Origin of the sequence: Micromonospora sp. NPDC049089 (genome assembly GCF_040648775.1) — a bacterium.
Lineage (GTDB): Bacteria > Actinomycetota > Actinomycetes > Mycobacteriales > Micromonosporaceae > Micromonospora.
The window spans coordinates 67237-83738 of record NZ_JBEZEH010000002.1 but is presented as its reverse complement, the minus strand read 5'-3'; the positions used below and the strand labels follow the sequence as shown (position 1 = coordinate 83738).

At 71.6% G+C, this 16502-nt stretch carries 16 protein-coding genes and 1 riboswitch; of the genes, 10 read left to right on the top strand and 6 right to left on the bottom strand.

The features are described 5' to 3' along the window. Nucleotides 1–152: 152 nt before the first annotated feature. Together thrC and AB0B48_RS00970 are read right to left on the bottom strand one after the other, a co-directional pair. Nucleotides 153–1439 carry a threonine synthase gene (gene thrC, locus AB0B48_RS00975; RefSeq protein ID WP_357193999.1) on the bottom strand — a complete coding sequence of 429 codons (1287 nt, stop codon included), beginning with the start codon at nt 1437–1439 and terminating at the stop codon, nt 153–155. A gap of 10 nt (nt 1440–1449) precedes the next feature. Continuing rightward, nucleotides 1450–1585, bottom strand: a riboswitch (SAM riboswitch). Nucleotides 1586–1653: 68 nt separating this feature from the next. Then, nucleotides 1654–2616: a DMT family transporter gene (locus AB0B48_RS00970; protein WP_357193996.1), complete on the bottom strand. Its 963-nt coding sequence runs from the start codon at nt 2614–2616 to the stop codon at nt 1654–1656. A gap of 91 nt (nt 2617–2707) precedes the next feature. Here AB0B48_RS00970 and AB0B48_RS00965 point away from each other — a divergent pair, with 91 nt between their 5' ends. After that, the gene (locus tag AB0B48_RS00965; protein ID WP_355005850.1) at nt 2708–3013 is read left to right on the top strand and encodes a metalloregulator ArsR/SmtB family transcription factor; all 306 of its coding nucleotides are present in this window, start codon (nt 2708–2710) and stop codon (nt 3011–3013) included. Between the two features lie 317 nt (nt 3014–3330). Here AB0B48_RS00965 and AB0B48_RS00960 read toward each other — a convergent pair whose 3' ends face one another. Then, on the bottom strand, nt 3331–3786 hold the full coding sequence (locus AB0B48_RS00960; protein ID WP_357193992.1) for a DoxX family protein: 456 nt from the start codon (nt 3784–3786) through the stop codon (nt 3331–3333). 459 nt (nt 3787–4245) lie between these two features. Further along, on the bottom strand, nt 4246–4479 hold the full coding sequence (locus tag AB0B48_RS00955) for a winged helix-turn-helix domain-containing protein (RefSeq protein ID WP_357193989.1): 234 nt from the start codon (nt 4477–4479) through the stop codon (nt 4246–4248). 248 nt (nt 4480–4727) lie between these two features. On the opposite strand from AB0B48_RS00955, the gene AB0B48_RS00950 reads away from it, so the two are divergent. The 4 genes from AB0B48_RS00950 to AB0B48_RS00935 all read left to right on the top strand — a co-directional run bounded on the left by AB0B48_RS00950 (nt 4728) and on the right by AB0B48_RS00935 (nt 6919). Further along, on the top strand, nt 4728–5261 hold the full coding sequence (locus tag AB0B48_RS00950) for a hypothetical protein (protein ID WP_357194078.1): 534 nt from the start codon (nt 4728–4730) through the stop codon (nt 5259–5261). 484 nt (nt 5262–5745) lie between these two features. After that, complete coding sequence (locus AB0B48_RS00945; protein WP_357194075.1) at nt 5746–5994, top strand: DivIVA domain-containing protein; 249 nt, start codon at nt 5746–5748, stop codon at nt 5992–5994. Next, nucleotides 5982–6236, top strand: a complete 255-nt coding sequence (locus AB0B48_RS00940; RefSeq protein WP_357194073.1) for a hypothetical protein — start codon at nt 5982–5984, stop codon at nt 6234–6236. The genes AB0B48_RS00945 and AB0B48_RS00940 overlap by 13 nt, the downstream gene beginning before the upstream one ends. Before the next feature lie 68 nt (nt 6237–6304). Then, nucleotides 6305–6919 (top strand): DUF4232 domain-containing protein, encoded by a 615-nt coding sequence (locus AB0B48_RS00935; RefSeq protein WP_357193986.1) that lies wholly within the window; start codon nt 6305–6307, stop codon nt 6917–6919. Here the strand turns inward: AB0B48_RS00935 and AB0B48_RS00930 are convergent. Both AB0B48_RS00930 and AB0B48_RS00925 read right to left on the bottom strand, forming a co-directional pair. Next, a complete protein-coding gene (locus tag AB0B48_RS00930) occupies nt 6909–7775 on the bottom strand; it encodes an ABC transporter permease subunit (protein WP_357193983.1) in 867 nt (288 codons plus the stop codon). The two genes, AB0B48_RS00935 and AB0B48_RS00930, sit on opposite strands and share 11 nt — an antisense overlap. Beyond that, nucleotides 7775–10639, bottom strand: a complete 2865-nt coding sequence (locus AB0B48_RS00925; protein WP_357193980.1) for an alpha/beta fold hydrolase — start codon at nt 10637–10639, stop codon at nt 7775–7777. Before AB0B48_RS00925 ends, AB0B48_RS00930 begins: the two co-directional genes overlap by 1 nt. A 372-nt stretch (nt 10640–11011) precedes the next feature. On the opposite strand from AB0B48_RS00925, the gene AB0B48_RS00920 reads away from it, so the two are divergent. Genes AB0B48_RS00920 through AB0B48_RS00900 form a run of 5 tightly spaced genes read left to right on the top strand, consistent with a single transcriptional unit; the run spans nt 11012 to nt 16483 of the window. Then, nucleotides 11012–12190 carry a hypothetical protein gene (locus AB0B48_RS00920; RefSeq protein WP_357193977.1) on the top strand — a complete coding sequence of 393 codons (1179 nt, stop codon included), beginning with the start codon at nt 11012–11014 and terminating at the stop codon, nt 12188–12190. Next, nucleotides 12177–14795 carry a nitrate- and nitrite sensing domain-containing protein gene (locus AB0B48_RS00915; RefSeq protein WP_357193974.1) on the top strand — a complete coding sequence of 873 codons (2619 nt, stop codon included), beginning with the start codon at nt 12177–12179 and terminating at the stop codon, nt 14793–14795. The genes AB0B48_RS00920 and AB0B48_RS00915 overlap by 14 nt, the downstream gene beginning before the upstream one ends. Beyond that, nucleotides 14792–15265 carry a roadblock/LC7 domain-containing protein gene (locus tag AB0B48_RS00910; protein ID WP_355005864.1) on the top strand — a complete coding sequence of 158 codons (474 nt, stop codon included), beginning with the start codon at nt 14792–14794 and terminating at the stop codon, nt 15263–15265. The genes AB0B48_RS00915 and AB0B48_RS00910 overlap by 4 nt, the downstream gene beginning before the upstream one ends. Beyond that, the gene (locus AB0B48_RS00905; RefSeq protein WP_355005865.1) at nt 15262–15750 is read left to right on the top strand and encodes a DUF742 domain-containing protein; all 489 of its coding nucleotides are present in this window, start codon (nt 15262–15264) and stop codon (nt 15748–15750) included. Before AB0B48_RS00910 ends, AB0B48_RS00905 begins: the two co-directional genes overlap by 4 nt. After that, nucleotides 15728–16483 (top strand): ATP/GTP-binding protein, encoded by a 756-nt coding sequence (locus tag AB0B48_RS00900; protein ID WP_357193970.1) that lies wholly within the window; start codon nt 15728–15730, stop codon nt 16481–16483. The genes AB0B48_RS00905 and AB0B48_RS00900 overlap by 23 nt, the downstream gene beginning before the upstream one ends. The last annotated feature ends 19 nt before the right edge of the window (nt 16484–16502 follow it).

Here is a 16502-nt window from a genome sequence, read left to right as displayed (position 1 = left end):
ACTTCAAAAGTCTTCGGCGAAATGCCCTCCCGCACGGAGCATCTTGCGCCGTCCGGTTCCTGCCGTCAAGTCCGTAGGGGCGGGTTTTCCACACTCACAGCGAAAACCCAGTTACCGACTGATCCACCCGGCCCCGGTGCCAGGCGGGCCGTTCAGCCGAGGAGGCCGGCGTCGCGGGCCGCCCGCAGCGAGGGCTTGATGTGGTGGGTCGGCCCGACCTGGCCGGCCACCGCGTCGATGGTCTTCAGACCCTCACCGGTGTTGAACACGACGGTCTCGGCCGTCGGGTCGAGCCGACCGGACTCGACCAGTTTGCGCAGCACCGCCACTGTGACCCCACCGGCGGTTTCCGCGAAGACCCCGGTGGTACGGGCCAGATCGCGGATGCCCGCGCGGATCTCGTCGTCGTCGACGTACTCCATCCAGCCGCCGGTACGGCGGACCGCCTCCAGGGCGTAGAGGCCGGCCGCCGGGTCGCCGATGTTGAGTGACTTGGCGATGCCGGTGGGCTTGACCGGGACGATCGTGTCGGTCTCGGCGTGCAGTGCGACGGCGATCGGGTTGCAGCCGGCGGACTGCGCCCCGAAGACCTTCCAGCCGTCGGCGGGCGCCTCGACCAGGCCGATCTCCACCAGCTCGGAGAACGCCTTGTCAATCTTGGTGAGCAGCTCGCCGCTGGCCATCGGGATGACCACCTGCGCCGGGATCCGCCAGCCGAGCTGCTCGGCCACCTCGTAGCCGAGGGTCTTGGAGCCCTCCGCGTAGTACGGCCGGACGTTCACGTTGACGAACGCGGTGTCCTCGAATTCGTCGGTCTCCACCAGCTCACCGCAGAGCCGGTTGACGTCGTCGTACGAGCCGTCGATGGCGACCAGCTCGCCGCCGTAGACGGCGGTGGTGATGACCTTGCCCTGTTCCAGGTCGCTGGGGATGAAGACCACCGAGGGCACCCCGGCGCGGGCCGCGTGGGCGGCCACCGAGTTGGCCAGGTTGCCGGTCGACGCGCAGGCGAACCGGGTGAAGCCGAGGGCCTTGGCGGCGGTGAGCGCCACCGAGACGACCCGGTCCTTGAACGAGTGGGTGGGGTTGGCGCTGTCGTCCTTGACCCAGAGCGGCGCGGTGATGCCCAGCTCGGCGGCGAGGTGCGGGGCCGCCACCAGTGGGGTCAGGCCCGGGTCGAGGGTGACCCGGGTGGCCGGGTCCTGACCGGCGGGGAGCAGGGCGGCGTACCGCCAGATGTTGTTCGGGCCGGCCTCGATCTGCTCGCGGGTGACGGTGGCCAGCGCGGCGGTGTCGTAGTCGACTTCCAGCGGGCCGAAACACTCGTAACAGGCGTGCTGGGCGGCGAGCGGGTAGCGGGCCGAACAGGCACGGCAGACCAGGGCGCGGGCGGGGCTGGCAGCGGTGTCGATGCCGGAGGCGACGAGCGTCGACGTCATGTCGAGAGTCCTCTCATCTTTCCCCGCATCGCACGGTGCGGCGGGGACGGAATTGGCACCTGCCCCGCGGGTCGCTCAGCGGTGAGCGCGCGGGGTGGTTGCCGGGGCGTCGTCGGGCCGTATCCCTCAGCCCCTCTGGATGAGGTATTCAGTTGTGCCGTCGAGTCTAGGACAACGCTGTCGGCCCCTGCTACCACTGATCCCAGGTATTGGGTCAGCGGAAATTCACCGCGACGGGGTCGGTCACCGCGATCGGGTCCGTCACCGCGCTCGGCCGGGGCAGTGAGTTGGCCCGGGGCCGGGCGGCGAGGTTCGCGGCGATCAGGGCGGCGATCGTGATGGCGGCCCCGACCAGTTCGACGGGCTCCGGGCGGTAGCCGCGGGCGATCTGCACCGCGAAGGTGGTCACCGGGACCAGGTTCATGAACAGCGCGGCGTTGGCGGCACCGAGTCGCTGCACGCCGGTGTTCCAGGCCAGGACCGCGATCACGGCACCCACCAGCACGGCGTACGCCAGTTGCGGGGCGACCGCCACGAGGTCGGCGGCGGCCGGCGCGTGCTGCCAGCCGACGGCGTCGGCGCCGATGCTCAGGACGAGCATGGCGGCCGTGCCGGCGAGCGCGGTCAGTGTGGTGAAGCGCAGCGGCGACCACTCGCCGAACCGGCTGGCGCCGTGGGTGTAGATGCCCCAACCCAGCACCGCGCCGATCATCATGAGCCCACCGAGACCGAACTGTCCGAGCCCGGCCAGGCTCCCGCGCGTGATCACCAGGCCGACGCCGAGGAGCGCCGCCAGGGAGAGGGCCAGCAGGAGCGGCTTCGGGCGTACGCCGTCGCGAGCCCAGCGGACCAGCTGGGTGATCACCGGGGTGGTGGCCACGAAAAGGGAGATCTGCTGCGGGGCGGCGTGTTCCAGCGCCAGGTTGGTGAGCAGGTTGAAGCCCGCGAAGCCGACCACTCCGAGCACCACCACCTCCAGCGCCCGGCCACCGTGGCGGAGCGCGCCGGCGCCCTCGCGGAGCAGCAGGATGGCGACCAGGACGACGGCGGCCAGCAGGTAGCGCGCGGTGGTCAGGTTGAGCGGGTCGACCCGGTGCAGCGCGCTGGCCAGGATCGGGAACATCACGCCCCAGCCGAGCACGGCGACCAGTGGGTACGCGGTGGCGCGGGATCGCATCGGCAACTCCAATGTTCGAGTATCGTCGAACCAACGAGACTGACCATAGGGCGTCGTTCGATGGTTGTCGAACAAGGGTTACACTGGTCACATGGAGCCGCACGAACCCGACCTGACCGCCGTACCGGTCACCAACGTGTTGGCCGCACTCGCCGACGACGTGCGGCTGCAGATCGTCCGGGCGCTCGCCGAGGGCGGCGAGTCCGCCTGCGGCAGTTTCGACTTCGGCGTCTCCAAGGCGACCCGCAGCCACCACCTCAAGGTGCTGCGCGAGGCAGGGCTGACCCGGACCCGGGCGGCCGGCACCAGCCGACTGGTCCGGCTCCGCCGCGACGAGCTGGACAAGCTCTACCCCGGCCTGCTGGACGCGGTCCTCACCCAGCGCCCGCCGGCCTGACCCCGCCTTGCCTCCGCTCGCCGGCTGCGGCTGCGGCTGCGGTCCGCGGTCCGCGGTCGCGGTCTGCGTGGCCGCACCAGCCGGTTGACGGCGGCACGCGACCTCGGCGGCTGAGGCATGCGGCACGTGACCTCGGCGGCCGGGACATGTCCCCGACGCTCGCTGTGGAGCTGAATCGTCTACGACATCAGCGCAGAGGTGGCGCCGCGACCGGGAGTGTTGGCCGGCCCCGGGCCGGGGCACATCGGCCGACAGTGACCGGGCGCGCCGCCGAAGCCGCTTCGTCGAGGCTTCGGCGACGCGCGGTTCGGGTCTGATCAGACGGACACCGTGCCGGGCTCGGCCGCCGAAGCCGAGACCGAGGGGCTGTCGGTACGCCGCCGGGCGAGCAGCGTGTCGAGTGCCCAGGCACCCGGGCCGAGAGCCGCGACCAGCAGGAACGCCCAGCAGAAGAGCGCCGCCAGCTCACCTCCGTTGTGCAGCGGCAGCAGGGCATCCGGTTGGTGCACAACGAAGTAGGCGTACGCCATCGAGCCGGAGGCGAGCAGCGCGGCGGGTCGGGCGAAGAGCCCGACCAGCACCAGTACGCCGCAGACCAACTGGATCAGGGCGGCCCACCAGCCCGGCCAGGTGCCGAACGGTACCGCCTTGCCAGTCATCGGGTTGCCGCCGAACAACCCGAACACCGAGGACAGGCCGTGCAACGTGAACAGCAGACCGATCACGATGCGGAACAGGGACAGGGTCGGCCCGCCGAGCCGAGAGACGTTCATGGCACCTCCATCGAGGAGAGTGAATGGGTCTCAATGATCCTGAGGCAAGCGGGCATCGAAAGTCATAAGTTCCTTGCTGGTGGGAAAATCCGCCCTGAAAATGGTAGGACGTTTCCTCACCCGCCCCGCCCTCTCTCCGCGATCTTGCACTTTCCGTCCCGACACAAGGGACGCATCCCTTCATACCGACAGCGGAAACTGCAAGATCGCCGCTGAAGCGCATTCTCGCGCGGAGGCGTTCCAGGTCAGCGCCTACGTATCGGCCCAGCCCGGCGAACGCGGGGCGGTAACTCTGATGTGGTGTCGTCTCGCGGACTGTGGCAATTTTGCGGGAAGCGGCCAACGCCCAGCAGCAGATCCGGGCGGCCATCGAGGCGACCGAGCAGACGCTACCCGGCTACGTGCGGCTCAAATTTCGTGGTGAGGGCGTGCGAGGTACTCCCAGCCAGCTAGGCACGCCTACCGCTGGTCGTCGGCTCGATCCCGTACGAAGACGCCGCGACCCTGATGCCCCTCGACCAGGCCCTCGGCGCGCAGCGTCAACATGGCCGAGCGGATGACCTGGGTCGAGACCCCGTAATGGGCGCAGAGTTCGGAGATCGACGGCAGCTTGTCGCCAGGCTTCAGGTCACCGGACTTGATCCGATCGCGAATCTCGGTGGCGATGCGTTCGTAGAACGGCGTGACTGGCATGGTGGTGCTCCCTCGTCGGCACCTCCATCTGACCACTCTTTGCTTATGACATCAAGTTCTTGGTGTTCTAAGGGTTGCACTACTGATACTAGGCATCATATGTTGAGTCCGAGGCGGCCCTCGTCGGCAAAACAAGGGGCGGCTCACCCCCGGGTACGCCCGGTTCGCCGGGGCGGCACCTGTGCGCCGCCCCGGCGTCTTCACAGCCCTTGAGCAGGAGGTTTGACGTGACCACTTCAGGGACCGAAATGGAAGTGCCGGCGGCGAGCGCGATCTGGCCCGTGGAGCAGGTGACGGCCGAGCTGCGCGAGACGTACCTCGCCGTCGCCGCCGCTGCTGTGCTGCTGGAACGGACCGGGGCGGGTTGCGCTCACCCGGCGATCCGGCTGGCGCGCCGCAGCGGTGAGGACGCGCTCGACCTGGCCGGCGACGCCGAGCGGCAGCTCAGCGACGGCGTTCACCTGCTCCGCGCCGACGCTGGCCACCAGGATCGGGCCACCATCGGCGCTCTGGTCGAAGTGCTGGACACCGTCCGGGAGCAGTTGGCTGGCGCACGCGCCCGGATCGGTGCGCTCCCGGCCCGGATCACCACCGCCGGGCAGCAGCTGATCGACCCCGAACAGCACGACCGGCCCAGCGACCCGGCGACCGAGACGGCAGCCGGGCAGTGGCACCGGGCCGCCGACCAGCTCGGGCTGATGACCGAGAGCCTGTCCGCGGCGGTCGCCGCGCTCACGTCGTACACCGGCGGGTTGTCCGGCGCGGAAGCCGCGACCGCCTGAAGCCTGCCCGCGGACCTCCGCGGGAAGGAGAGGGCCCGGGGTGGGTGCCGGGCTCCGGCCGGTATGTCACGCGCGGTCGTGCCGGCCGACCCCGCCCACCCCGGTGCCGCCCAGCCCCAGCATCGAACGAAGAAGTTCAACAGGGTTGCGTCAGCCCGAGCGGCTGTTCGTCACCCCACACCGCCTCGTCGATCATGGAGTTGTGGTGGGTGACAAAGCATCCTCAACATGACCAAGCCAGGCACCACAACTCCTTGATCGACAAGGCCGGGTGCCACTTCTCCGCGATCTTGCACTTTCTGTCCCGACACAAGGGGCATATCACCTGTATCGACAACCGAAAATGCAAGATCGGCACGACCCTCCGGCTCGGTGCACATGATCTGCCAGGAAGCCTGTTCCCGGTCTCGGCAGGGTTGCCGCTACGCCTCACGTCCTACGGCAACGGTGATGGAAAGGAGCTTCAGTAGTGATCTACCAGACCATGCGGCGCCTGCTCCCCCAGCACGTCCGCGCCGCCACCTTCAGCGTCCGCCGGTGGCGCGGCCTCGACCCCATCCAGGTGTACGCCTACCTTGGCCTGCTCGCCGACGAACTGGAACGGCTCACCCGCGATCTCGCCACCGCGAACACCGAGGGTGAACGCGTCCGGCAGGCTCTGCGGCAGTGGCAGTCGCGGCACACCGACTGTCGGCACACCTCGGCGGCCCCGAACAGCCGGTGGTCCCGGTGACCGAACCGCACTGGATCATCCACCTGCCGACCACCCTGCGGCGGGTCGACGACGCGGCGGCGCTGGCCATGGCGCTGCGCCACTCCCTCGGCCACGTGCTCGCCATCGACTTCGGCGAGACGACGCTCAGCGAGGAGGACCGGCAGATGGTGCGTACCCGGGTCTGGTGCGACACCAGGCTCGACGGGACCGGCCGATGCGGGCACCCGGCCAACCACGACGGACCCTGCCTGGCACCGTGACGCGGGCCTCGGCGGGTCGGTCCGACGCCCGACGCCAGCGAGACACCTCCATGGGCGAGGATCAACGGATGATCTCCCGTGACACGGCAGCACTGCGACGCATCGCCGCGACTGTCGCGACTGTCGCGACGACTCTCGTGCTCGGCGGCTGCACTCGTGACCATGAAGGCCAGGGTGGGGACCCGAGCGGGCCGCCGCCCGCCGCGTCCAGGTCGGAAGCAGGCCCGACAGCCAGCACCGAGCCGCCGGCCGGGTGCCCGGCGAGCGGCGTCCGGATCCGGTCGACCGGCGGGGACGCCGCGATGGGCCTGCGCGCCCTCGGTCTGGAACTGGTCAACTGCGGCGAGAGCCCCTACCAGCTCAACGGGTACCCGGTGCTGCACGTCTTCGACGAAGCGCGCGAGCCGGTCCTGCTGCGGGTGGTCAACGGCGCCAAGGAGATCACCTTGGGCTTCGACCAACCACCCCGGCAGGTCACCCTCGCCGCCGGGGAGCGGGCCACCGCCGTGGTGCTCTGGCGCAACCTGGTCACCGACTCGACGGTGGTCGCCACCAACGGCGAGTTCCTGACTGTGGCACCCGCCGCCGGGCAGCCGGCCGAGGAGGTCGACCCGGACGGGCCGATCGACCTCGGCAACACCGGCCGGATCGGCGTCAGCGCCTGGAAGAAGGCTACGACGTGATGTCCTTGCGGGTGAAGCGCCAGAACGCCAGCCCCCAGAACAGCGTCGCGTAGCTGACCGCCGATATGCAGCCGCGCACCACGTCGTCGGTCTGCACCGGAGTCGACAGCAGGCCCAGCCAGGCGGTGCTGAAGTGGGTCGGCAGGAAGTCACGCAGCGCGCCCAGGGCGGTGATCTGGTCCAGGATGCTGGACAGGATCCAGAGCAGGACCGCACCACCCACCGCGCCCAGCGCGGCGTCCGTGATCACCGACAGCAGGAACGCCAGACCGGCCACCACCAGCAGGACGACCGCCAGGTAGCCCAGCACGGCCATCAGCCGGAGCAACCCCTCGGTGGGTTCCAGCTCGGCGGCGACAGTGCTGCGTAGCGGCGACCAGCCGTAGCGCAGGGTGCCGGCCAGCAACGCGGTGCCGGCCAACAGCAGCAGAGCCAGTCCCGAGTACGCGAGCGCGACCACCAGCTTCACCGTCAACAACCGCGCCCGGGGCACCGGGATCGCCAACAGATACCGCAGGCTGCCCCAGCTCGCCTCACTGGCCACCGTGTCGCCGCAGAACAGCGCGACGACCACCACCAGGAGGAACGACGCCGACACGAAGATCGAGAACAGGGTGAAGTTGAGCCCGCCCGAGGTGGCCAAGTCGACCAGGCTGGCGAACTCGTTGTTGCCGTTGTCGTCGTCGCCACCGGAGTTGAACTGGAACGCGATCAGGATGATCAGCGGCAGCAGCACCATGAACCCGAGCGCCAGCTGGGTCCGCCGCCGGGACGCCTGCCGGCGGAACTCCGCCCCGAACGGCATGGTGGCCGACGGCCGGTAGCCACGGGCCTCACCCGCGTCAGTAACAACCATCACCGGTCACCGCTTCCCCGAGAGTTCTCGCCCACCAGGGCGAGGAACGCGTCCTCCAGGCGACGCCGGGGCACCACCCGGTCCACCCCGATGCCGGCGCGCACCAGCTCCGCCACCACCTCGCTGCGGGCCGTGCCGTTGGTGTCGACAACCAGTTGGCCGTCGCTCTCCGGCAACACGCGGACCCCGTGCAGCCGGTCCAGCACCGCCCGCGCCGCCACCGGGTCGGTGACGTCGAAGAGCACGCTCGGCGACTCGCCCACGATCTCCTCCACCGGCCCGGACGCCACGATCCGACCCTTGTTCACCACCACCGCGTGCGTGCACGTCTGCTCCACCTCGGCCAGCAGGTGACTGGAGACCAGCACCGCCCGGCCCTCCGTGGCGTACCGCTGGAGCACCCGGCGCATCTCGGCGATCTGCGGCGGGTCGAGCCCGTCGGTCGGCTCGTCCAACACCAGCAGTTCGGGGAGACCGAGCATGGCCTGGGCGATGGCAAGCCGCTGGCGCATGCCGTGGCTGTAGTTCTTGATCCGCCGGTGCACCGAGTCACCCAGCCCGGCGATCTCCAGCGCCGCGTCGAACTGCGCGTCCTCCCACGGCCGCCCGGTGGCCCGCCAGTACGCCTTCAGGTTGTCCAGGCCCGACAGGTGCGGCAGGAAGCCCGGCCCCTCCACCAGCGCCCCGATCCGGGACAGCACCGGCGAGCCGGGCACCAGCCGACGACCGAAGACGTAGATCTCCCCGGCGGTCGGCTGGGTCAGCCCCATCAACACCCGCAGGGTGGTGGTCTTACCGGCACCGTTCGGCCCGAGCAGACCAACAACCTGACCCGGGTGCACCTCGAAGTCCACGTTCGACACGGCGACGAAGCCGTCCGCGTACTCCTTGCGCAGTGCGCGCACGGCCAGCGGAGTGTCCGCGTACTCCGGGTGCACCGAGCGGTCCTGGCGGCGGTGCCGGCGGCGGACCAGGGCGACGACCACGACGAGCCCGATCACGATGGCGGCGAGCAGGCCGGCGAGCACCCAGCGCCAGATCGTCGCCGCGGTGGGGATCGGCTCACCGCTGACCGTCGGCAGGCTGACCGCACCGTCCGCGGCAACCGTGTAGACGGTCGGCGCGGCCGGCGTGGTGTACGCCTGGTCGGAGGTGGCCACCACCAGCCGAAGCCGGTGCCCGGCCTCCAGCCGGCGGACGATCCCGGGCAGCGTCACGGTGACCGGGCGGGCGTCCTGCACCTGCTGCGGCAGGCCGGTGAGCCGGATCGGGGCGACCAGGCCGTTCGGCAGGGTGGCCGCCCCGTCATTGTCGACGTCGTAGAGCTTGACGAAGAGCACCGCCTCGCCGGTCGGCGACGCGGCCCGCACTGTGACTGTGGGCGCACCGGCCACGTCCACGGCCTCGGTCAGCGGGGCGGACTCGAACCGGGCGTGCTGGCCGGGCACGTCGCCGGCCACGCCGTCCAGCAGCGAGGCGAGCCCGCCCGCGAACGGAATCGAGGAGATGGCGGCCGGGTTGCCGTTCGGCGGGTTCGCGATCGGCTGCGCCGGGCCGGCGACCGTCACCTCCCGGCGGGCGTTGCCGGCGAGGCCCGGGTAGTCGGCGCGGCGGAAACCGGTGGCGACGAGACCCCTGTCGAGCGCATCGAAGCCGGCGATCCGCGACCAGGTGAAGTCGTCGCCGGGCGCGTCCCCCTCGCCCTTGACGTAGTGGTCGAGCCACTGGACGGTCAGGAACTTCACCCGGTCGGAGTCCGACCGGGGCCCGCTGCCGCCGTCGTGCCCGCCGGTGAACCAGGCGACCCGTACCGGGGTGCCGGCGGCGGCGATGCCCCGCGCGTTCGCGTCCGCCTCACCGAGCGGGAAGAGGGTGTCCGCCTCGCCCTGCACCAGCAGGGTGGGGGCCTTGATCCGGTCCAGCACACCGGCCGGGCTGGAGCGGCGCAGCAGGTCCACGGCGGCCTGGTCGGCGCGGCCGGTGGTGGCGATCCGGAGGTACGCGGCGCAGACGTCGGCGGCGAACCGACCGCAGGACGGGTCGGCGGCACCCGCCGGGGCGCCACCGGGACCGGTGCCGGGGCCGGCACCCGGCCCGGGGCTGGGCGGCCCGGCCGACGCCGGTGCGCCCTGCGGCTGGGCGGCGGTCGCGCCGGAGAGCCCGGCCGGGCCGGAGCCCACGTTGCCGCCGCCGCCGAAGAAGAGGCCGGCCCAGCCCTTCTTGAACACGCCCTCGGTCGGCGCTCCGCCGGTGCTCTCCGGCAGGAACGCGCGGGACAGGTCGTTCCAGGTGATCATGGGCACGATCGCGTCGACCCGACGGTCCTGGGCGGCCAACAGCAACGCCAACCCACCACCGTACGAGCCGCCGACCACACCGACCTTCGGGTCGCCGGCCGCGTCGGTGCGCACCTCCGGACGGGCGGCCAGCCAGTCCAGCAGTCGCTCGGCGTCGCGTACCTCGTAGTCCGGGTTGTCCAGGTGGATCTCACCGCCGCTGCGGCCGAAACCCCGCGCGGTCCAGGTGAGCACCGCGTAGCCGCGCCCGGCGAACTCCTCCGCGTCGGAGCGCACCGACTCCTTCGTGCCGCCGAACCCGTGCGCCAGCAGCACCGCCGGCACCTTCCGACCGGACGAGGCGTCGTCCGGCAGATAGAGGGTGGTGTCCAGGTTCACCGGTTCGTCACCGGACGGTCCGGAGCGGACGGTGAGCATCGCGCTCTCGGTGCGCACGCCCGGTCCCTGCGGCCACACCGCCCAGGTCACTGCGGCGGCCAACAGCACGACGACCACCGCGGCGGCGATCGCCCGTCGGCGGGTGGGCAGGGCACGCCGGAACCACGCGGCCGGCGACGGCGATGTCATGCGGCACACGGTACGGCCCACAGCCTGAGCGTTGGCTGAGATCCGCCGTACGTCCGTCCGGTTGCCCCGATCGGTGCCCGAGGGGGTGCGAGCGCGCACCGTCCGACGCGGCACAGTGAGTTGAGTTCGGATCCCGTGAATTCCGATCTTCCGCAGATATCCACCTCGATCCCTCCATGTCACACCCACAGCGGACACGGAGCGTGGCGGTAACGCGGACAAATGGTGACATGACTCGAAGTGACGCGAACCTGACTCCCCGAGTGAGGTCTGACCCGGCGGCGGTTCGATTAGTTTTCCGGTCCGGTGCACGGGACTTGTCGGCCAGCCCGACGCCGCGCCGATCAGCGCCCCACGCCGGAGGAGACACACATGACAGTCCCCGCGCCGCGGGCCCGTCGACGGCCGTCCACGCTGGGCCGGCTGCTGCCCCTGCTGCTCATCGGAGCGCTGCTGGCACCGCTGGGCCTGCTCGTCACATCGAACTGGCGGCAGATCACCGACCACCGGGACCTCGCCGCCCGGGAACGGCTCGGCGTGCAGTACCTCACCGCGCTGGCGGCGGTCACCGACGCCCTCGTGGAGGCACAGTCCAACGCGGTGAACGGTCGCCCCGTCGCCGGGGAGGCGTTGAACGAGGCCGTCGAGAAGGTCGCCGCGGTGGACGCCCGTATCGGCAAGGAGCTGCTCAGCCAGGAACGCTGGGCTGGCGTACGGGCCAAGCTGGAGGCGCTGCGCGGCCGCAGCGCCACCGACCCCGAGGCCGCCTACACCGCGTACGGCGAGGTCTCCGACCTGCTGCTGGCCCTGCACCGGAAGGTCCGGGAGAGTTCCGGGCTGGTCCGTGATCCCGAGGCCGACTCGTTCTTCCTCCAGGACAGCGCCGGCCAAGAGCTTCCCGAGGCGGTGATCGGCGCCGGTCGGCTGGCCGACCTGTCCACGCTTGTCGCCCGCCGGCCCGCCGCCGAGCAACCGCGCGGCCTGCTGGAGCTGACCGGCCTGCGGGTGTCCGCCCTGACCCCCGCCGCGGACCTCGTCGACAACCTGCGCTCGGCAGTGGACGGTTCGGAGAGCACCGACCTCGGTGCCAACGTGCTGACCCCACTGGACACCTACCAGCGTTCGGTGGAGGCGCTCGCCGGGTACAGCCTGCCCACCAAGGACACCGGCGTGGTCGACCCGGGCCAGTTGAGTGCCGCCGCGCTCAGCTCGCACCGCTCCGCCCGCCAGCTTCAGCCGGTCATCCTCACCGAACTGGACTCCCTGCTGGCCGAGCGCATCGATCGGCTCGACCGGGACCGCTGGCTGACCGCCGGGGCGGGTGTCGTCGCCGTCCTGCTGCTGGGCTGGCTCGCCGCGTTGCTGGTCGCCGCCGGTCGCCGGGCACAACGGCGGGCCGCCCTGGCCGCGACCCACGCGGAGAGCCCCGACGCCCCGCCCCAGCGCGACCTGTGGCAACCGCCGGCCGACGAGGCGCGTGCGCTGCAACCGGTCGGCGCGACCCGTGACCCGGAGACCGCACAGTGGGGGGCGTTCGATGCTGCTCGGTAGGCTCCGGATCCGCGGCAAGCTCGCGCTGCTCGTGGTGATTCCGCTGCTCAGCATGGTCGGTCTGGCCGTGCCGGTGATGCTCGACCGGGTCGCCGCGGCACAGCGGGCCGGCGACACCGCCGAACGGGTCCGGCTCGCCAGCCGGGTCGGCAGCCTGGTCCAGGACCTCCAGCAGGAACGCATCCTCTCCGTCGGCTTCCTGCTCGGCCGGGTCGAGCGCGGTGAGCTGGTCCGTAAGTCCGCGGACGTGGACGACCGGGTGGCCGACCTGCGGGCGGCGCGGAGCGACGCGCTGACCGAGCAGGTCGACCGCGCCCTCGACGGCGTGTCCCGCCTCGTCGAGCTGCGCACCGCCGTCCTGGCCGGGGCCGCCAAGCCGATGCAGGTGATGGACGCGTTCGGCCCGGTCAACAAGGGGATCATCGAGTCGCTGCGGCTGGTGGTCGGGGTGGACACCGACACGTTGCCGGGCCGTCAGGTGCTCGCCCTCGACGGGCTGCTCCGCTCCGACGAGGGCCTGGGCACCTGCGCCACCCTGAGCCTGTTGGTCAAGGCGATCGGCACCCCGGACACCACTGCCGGGTACGTGGCGTGCATCGCCGCGCTCATGGTCGACAACTCGCGCTTCCGCAGCCTGATCACGCCCGAGCAGCTCAAGGTGGCCCAGCTCAACGACGCCGCCGTGGCCGCGCGTACCAGCCCCGACTTCCTGGTCAGGAGCGCCCGGGATCCGGCCGCCGCTGTCCGCCCCGTACCGATGGAGGCGCTCTTCCCGGCCGTCCGCACGATGATCCGGCTCGGTCAGTTCGTCGAGAAGAAGCTGATCGCCGACGTGCTCGCCGAGGTGACGGCCGAGCAGCGGCGCGCGCTGACCGCCGCGTACCTGGTCGGTGCCGCGGCGGCACTGATCCTGACGCTGGTGGTGCTGCTCAGCGTGGCGGTCGCGCGGACGGTGGCCCGACCGCTGACCCGACTCACCCGCTCGGCCGACCGGGTCGCCCGGGTCGCCGAGGCGGAACTGGTCCGGGTCACCGACGACGAGGTGGAGAGACACCAGGCGGTCCGGCTGGAGCCGGTGGACATCCGCGCCAACGACGAGATCGGCGACCTGGCGCGGGCCTTCGACCGGGTGCAGAACACAGCGGCGCAGCTGGTCGAGCGGCAGGTCGCCGGCCGACGCAACGTGGCGCAGATGTTCGGCCACGTCGGACGGCGTACCCAGAACCTGGTGGGTCGGCAGATCGCGCTGATCGACCGGCTGGAGCAGCAGGAGGCCGACCCGGGCCGCCTGGAGCACCTGTACCGACTCGACCACATCTCCAGCCGGTTGCGGCGAAACGCCGGCAGCCTCGTGGTGCTCTCCGGCTCGGCCGGGGCCGACGCGCACACCGCGCCGGTGCCGCTGGCCGACGTGGTCCGGTTGGCGCTCGGTGAGATCGAGGACTACACCCGGGTGGAGGTGCAGGTCCCGGCGGGCGTCTCGGCCGCGCCGGCGGTGGTCGGTGATCTCGTCCTGACGCTGGCCGAGCTGATGGAGAACGCCACCGTCTTCTCCCCGCCGCACACCCGGGTGCTGGTGGCCGCCGAGACGTCCGGCCTCGGCGTACGTCTCACAGTGGTGGACCACGGCATCGGCATGAGCGAGCAACGCCTGGCTGAGGAGAACGCCCGGTTGACCCGCCGGGAACGTCTCGACCTGGCCCCGACCGAGGTGCTCGGCCTCTTCGTGGTGGGCCGGTTGGCCCGTCGGCACGGCTGGCAGGTCGCCCTGGCCGCCACCGGCGGCGGCGGCGTGACAGCACAGCTGGAGATCCCGTCGACGTCGCTGGTGCTGCGCCGCGCCGACCGAGCCGGAGCCACTGTGGCCCGCGCCGTGGTGCCGGACCGGGACCGGCGTACGACGGCGACGCCCAACCCCGAGCACGAAGCGCGGCCCGGCGCGGTGGCCATCGCCGCGCCGGCCCGCTTCGACTCGGACCTGCTGAGCCGGGCCACCCTCAGCCTGGACGCCGGCCCGTCCTGGAACGCGTTCGGTCGGGGTCAGCCGGAGCAGGCCGCCCCGGAACCCCCGGACCCGGAGCCGGTGAGCAAGCCGGGCGGGCCACGGGTGCGGCAGCGGGTGCCCGGCGCCACGCTGCACGTCACCGCTCCGGCGACCCGGCCGGTGGACGCCACCAGCGCGGACCCCGCCGCCGTCCGCGCGCTGGTCGAGGCCTTCCAAGCCGGTGTACGCCGCGCCGAACTGCACGTGGCACCGGGCCTCGACCGCGCGTCGACGCGGACGGCCGGCGACCCGTCGGCCAGCGCCGGGGCGGCCGTGGTGGACTTGGGCCCGACCGTCGACCTGCCCAGCACCCCGGGAGGCGCCGGCCCCACGGTGCCGCGTGGTGGTGGCTCGACCGATGCCGCCCCGGAGCGGCCCCTGTTGAGCCGACGGGTGCCGGGAGCGAACCTCACGGCCATCCCGGTCTGCCAGCCGCCCAGCACCGACCTCGGTGACCCGGCCGAGGTTCGCGACCTCATCAGCGAGTTCGAGGCGGGCGTCGCCCGCGCTCTCCGCGAAGTCAGCCCCGACCACCGGAACGAAGAAGGATCATCACGGTGACCAGCCCCTTCCTGCACGACAACGTCGAACAGAGTCAGCCCAGCGCCAATGGGGACCTCAGCCCGGAGGCCCGTACGTTCAACTGGTTGCTGGACTCCTTCACCTCCAGCACTGCCGGGGTCCTGGAGGCGATCGCGGTCTCCTCGGACGGCCTGCTGATGGCCATGTCGGCGATCAAGGATCGGTCCAACGCGGAGCGGTTGGCCGCCGTCGTGTCCGGGATGACCAGCCTCGCCGGTGGGGCCGCCAGTTGGTACGCCCTCGGCGGCCTGAACCGGGTGATCGTCGACATGGCCGACGGCTACCTGCTGATCAGCGCGATCAGCAGCGGTTCCGTGCTCGGGGTGGTCGCCGACCGTTCGGCGAACCTGGGCACCGTCGCGTACGAGATGACGCTCTTCGCCGGGCGGGCCGGTGGCGCCCTGACCCCGCGACTGATCGTCGAGTTGAAGAACGCCGTTCAGCAGTGACCCCCGACGTCGCCGGTGAGGATCCGGATCCGGACCCGAGAGTTCGGATCCGGCCGTACCTGCGCACGTCACCCCCGACCGGGGTGGGCGCGGCGGCGACACCGGCGCTGCCCGAGCCGGAGCCGGACGCGGACCAGCCGAGCGGTCCCCGTCCGTTCGTGCTCACCTCCGGGCGGGTCGCGGGTGCCGACCCGGCGATCGGGTTGGAGACCCAGGTGACCGCCCGCATGGACAGCGGCTGGTGGGCCGGCCCGCCGGGCGCGCTGCTGGCACCGGAACTTCAGACCATCATCGCGCTCTGCGCCGAGCCGATCTCGGTGGCCGAGATCTCGGCCCGCGCCCGACTGCACTTCGGCGTGACGCGGGTCCTGGTCGGCGATCTACGCGCCGCCGGGCACCTGGACGTGCACGTGACCGACACCGACGACGCTGTCGACCCCGATCTCATCCTGCGAGTGATTGATGGACTCCGTGCGATCTCCTGAATGGCCGGTCGCCCCGCTCGGCGGGGTCGCCGCGAACAGCGCCACCGCCCGTTACGGCATGTCCCCGGGCACCGGGCCGATAGTCGGGCGGGCCGGCCCACCGCCGACCGCACCGCCTCCGTACCGGCCCCCGTTCGGGGCGGGGTCCAGCCCTTCGACAGGTAAGCCGGCCGCACCGCCGATCCCGGTCAAGATCCTGGTCGCCGGCGGGTTCGGGGTGGGCAAGACCACCACGGTGGGTGCCATCTCCGAGATCGCGCCCCTGACCACCGAGGCCGAGATGACCACCGCCGGGATCGGGGTGGACGACCCGGGTACCCGGTCCACCAAGACCACCACCACTGTGGCGATGGATTTCGGCTGCGTGACGATCGACCGCAGTCTGAAGCTCTACCTGTTCGGCACGCCGGGGCAGACCCGGTTCGGCTTCATGTGGGACGACCTGGCCCGGGGAGCGCTCGGCGCGCTGGTCGTGGTGGACAGCGCCCGGCTGGACGACTGCTTCCCGGCCATCGACTTCTTCGAGCGGGCCGGTCTGCCGTTCGTCGTCGGGGTCAATGCCTTCGACGGGCGACTGGCCCTGGAGCTCGGCGAGATCCGTTGGGCGCTGGCCATCGGTGACCATGTGCCCCTGGTGCAGTTCGATGCCCGCGACCGGCTCTCGGTGCGGGACGCACTACTGGTCGTCCTGGACCGCGCGTTGGACCGCGCTACCCGGGACAGGAGGGCCTGAGCCGACCAGCTCCGGCCGT

Excerpts from the sequence above, each read along its gene's own strand:
- thrC (WP_357193999.1), bottom strand. The coding sequence starts at position 1,439 with ATGACGTCGACGCTCGTCGCCTCCGGCATCGACACCGCTGCCAGCCCC.
- AB0B48_RS00970 (WP_357193996.1), bottom strand. The coding sequence starts at position 2,616 with ATGCGATCCCGCGCCACCGCGTACCCACTGGTCGCCGTGCTCGGCTGG.
- AB0B48_RS00965 (WP_355005850.1), top strand. The coding sequence starts at position 2,708 with ATGGAGCCGCACGAACCCGACCTGACCGCCGTACCGGTCACCAACGTG.
- AB0B48_RS00960 (WP_357193992.1), bottom strand. The coding sequence starts at position 3,786 with ATGAACGTCTCTCGGCTCGGCGGGCCGACCCTGTCCCTGTTCCGCATC.
- AB0B48_RS00955 (WP_357193989.1), bottom strand. The coding sequence starts at position 4,479 with ATGCCAGTCACGCCGTTCTACGAACGCATCGCCACCGAGATTCGCGAT.
- AB0B48_RS00950 (WP_357194078.1), top strand. The coding sequence starts at position 4,728 with ATGGAAGTGCCGGCGGCGAGCGCGATCTGGCCCGTGGAGCAGGTGACG.
- AB0B48_RS00945 (WP_357194075.1), top strand. The coding sequence starts at position 5,746 with ATGCGGCGCCTGCTCCCCCAGCACGTCCGCGCCGCCACCTTCAGCGTC.
- AB0B48_RS00935 (WP_357193986.1), top strand. The coding sequence starts at position 6,305 with ATGATCTCCCGTGACACGGCAGCACTGCGACGCATCGCCGCGACTGTC.
- AB0B48_RS00930 (WP_357193983.1), bottom strand. The coding sequence starts at position 7,775 with ATGGTTGTTACTGACGCGGGTGAGGCCCGTGGCTACCGGCCGTCGGCC.
- AB0B48_RS00925 (WP_357193980.1), bottom strand. The coding sequence starts at position 10,639 with ATGACATCGCCGTCGCCGGCCGCGTGGTTCCGGCGTGCCCTGCCCACC.
- AB0B48_RS00920 (WP_357193977.1), top strand. The coding sequence starts at position 11,012 with ATGACAGTCCCCGCGCCGCGGGCCCGTCGACGGCCGTCCACGCTGGGC.
- AB0B48_RS00915 (WP_357193974.1), top strand. The coding sequence starts at position 12,177 with ATGCTGCTCGGTAGGCTCCGGATCCGCGGCAAGCTCGCGCTGCTCGTG.
- AB0B48_RS00900 (WP_357193970.1), top strand. The coding sequence starts at position 15,728 with ATGGACTCCGTGCGATCTCCTGAATGGCCGGTCGCCCCGCTCGGCGGG.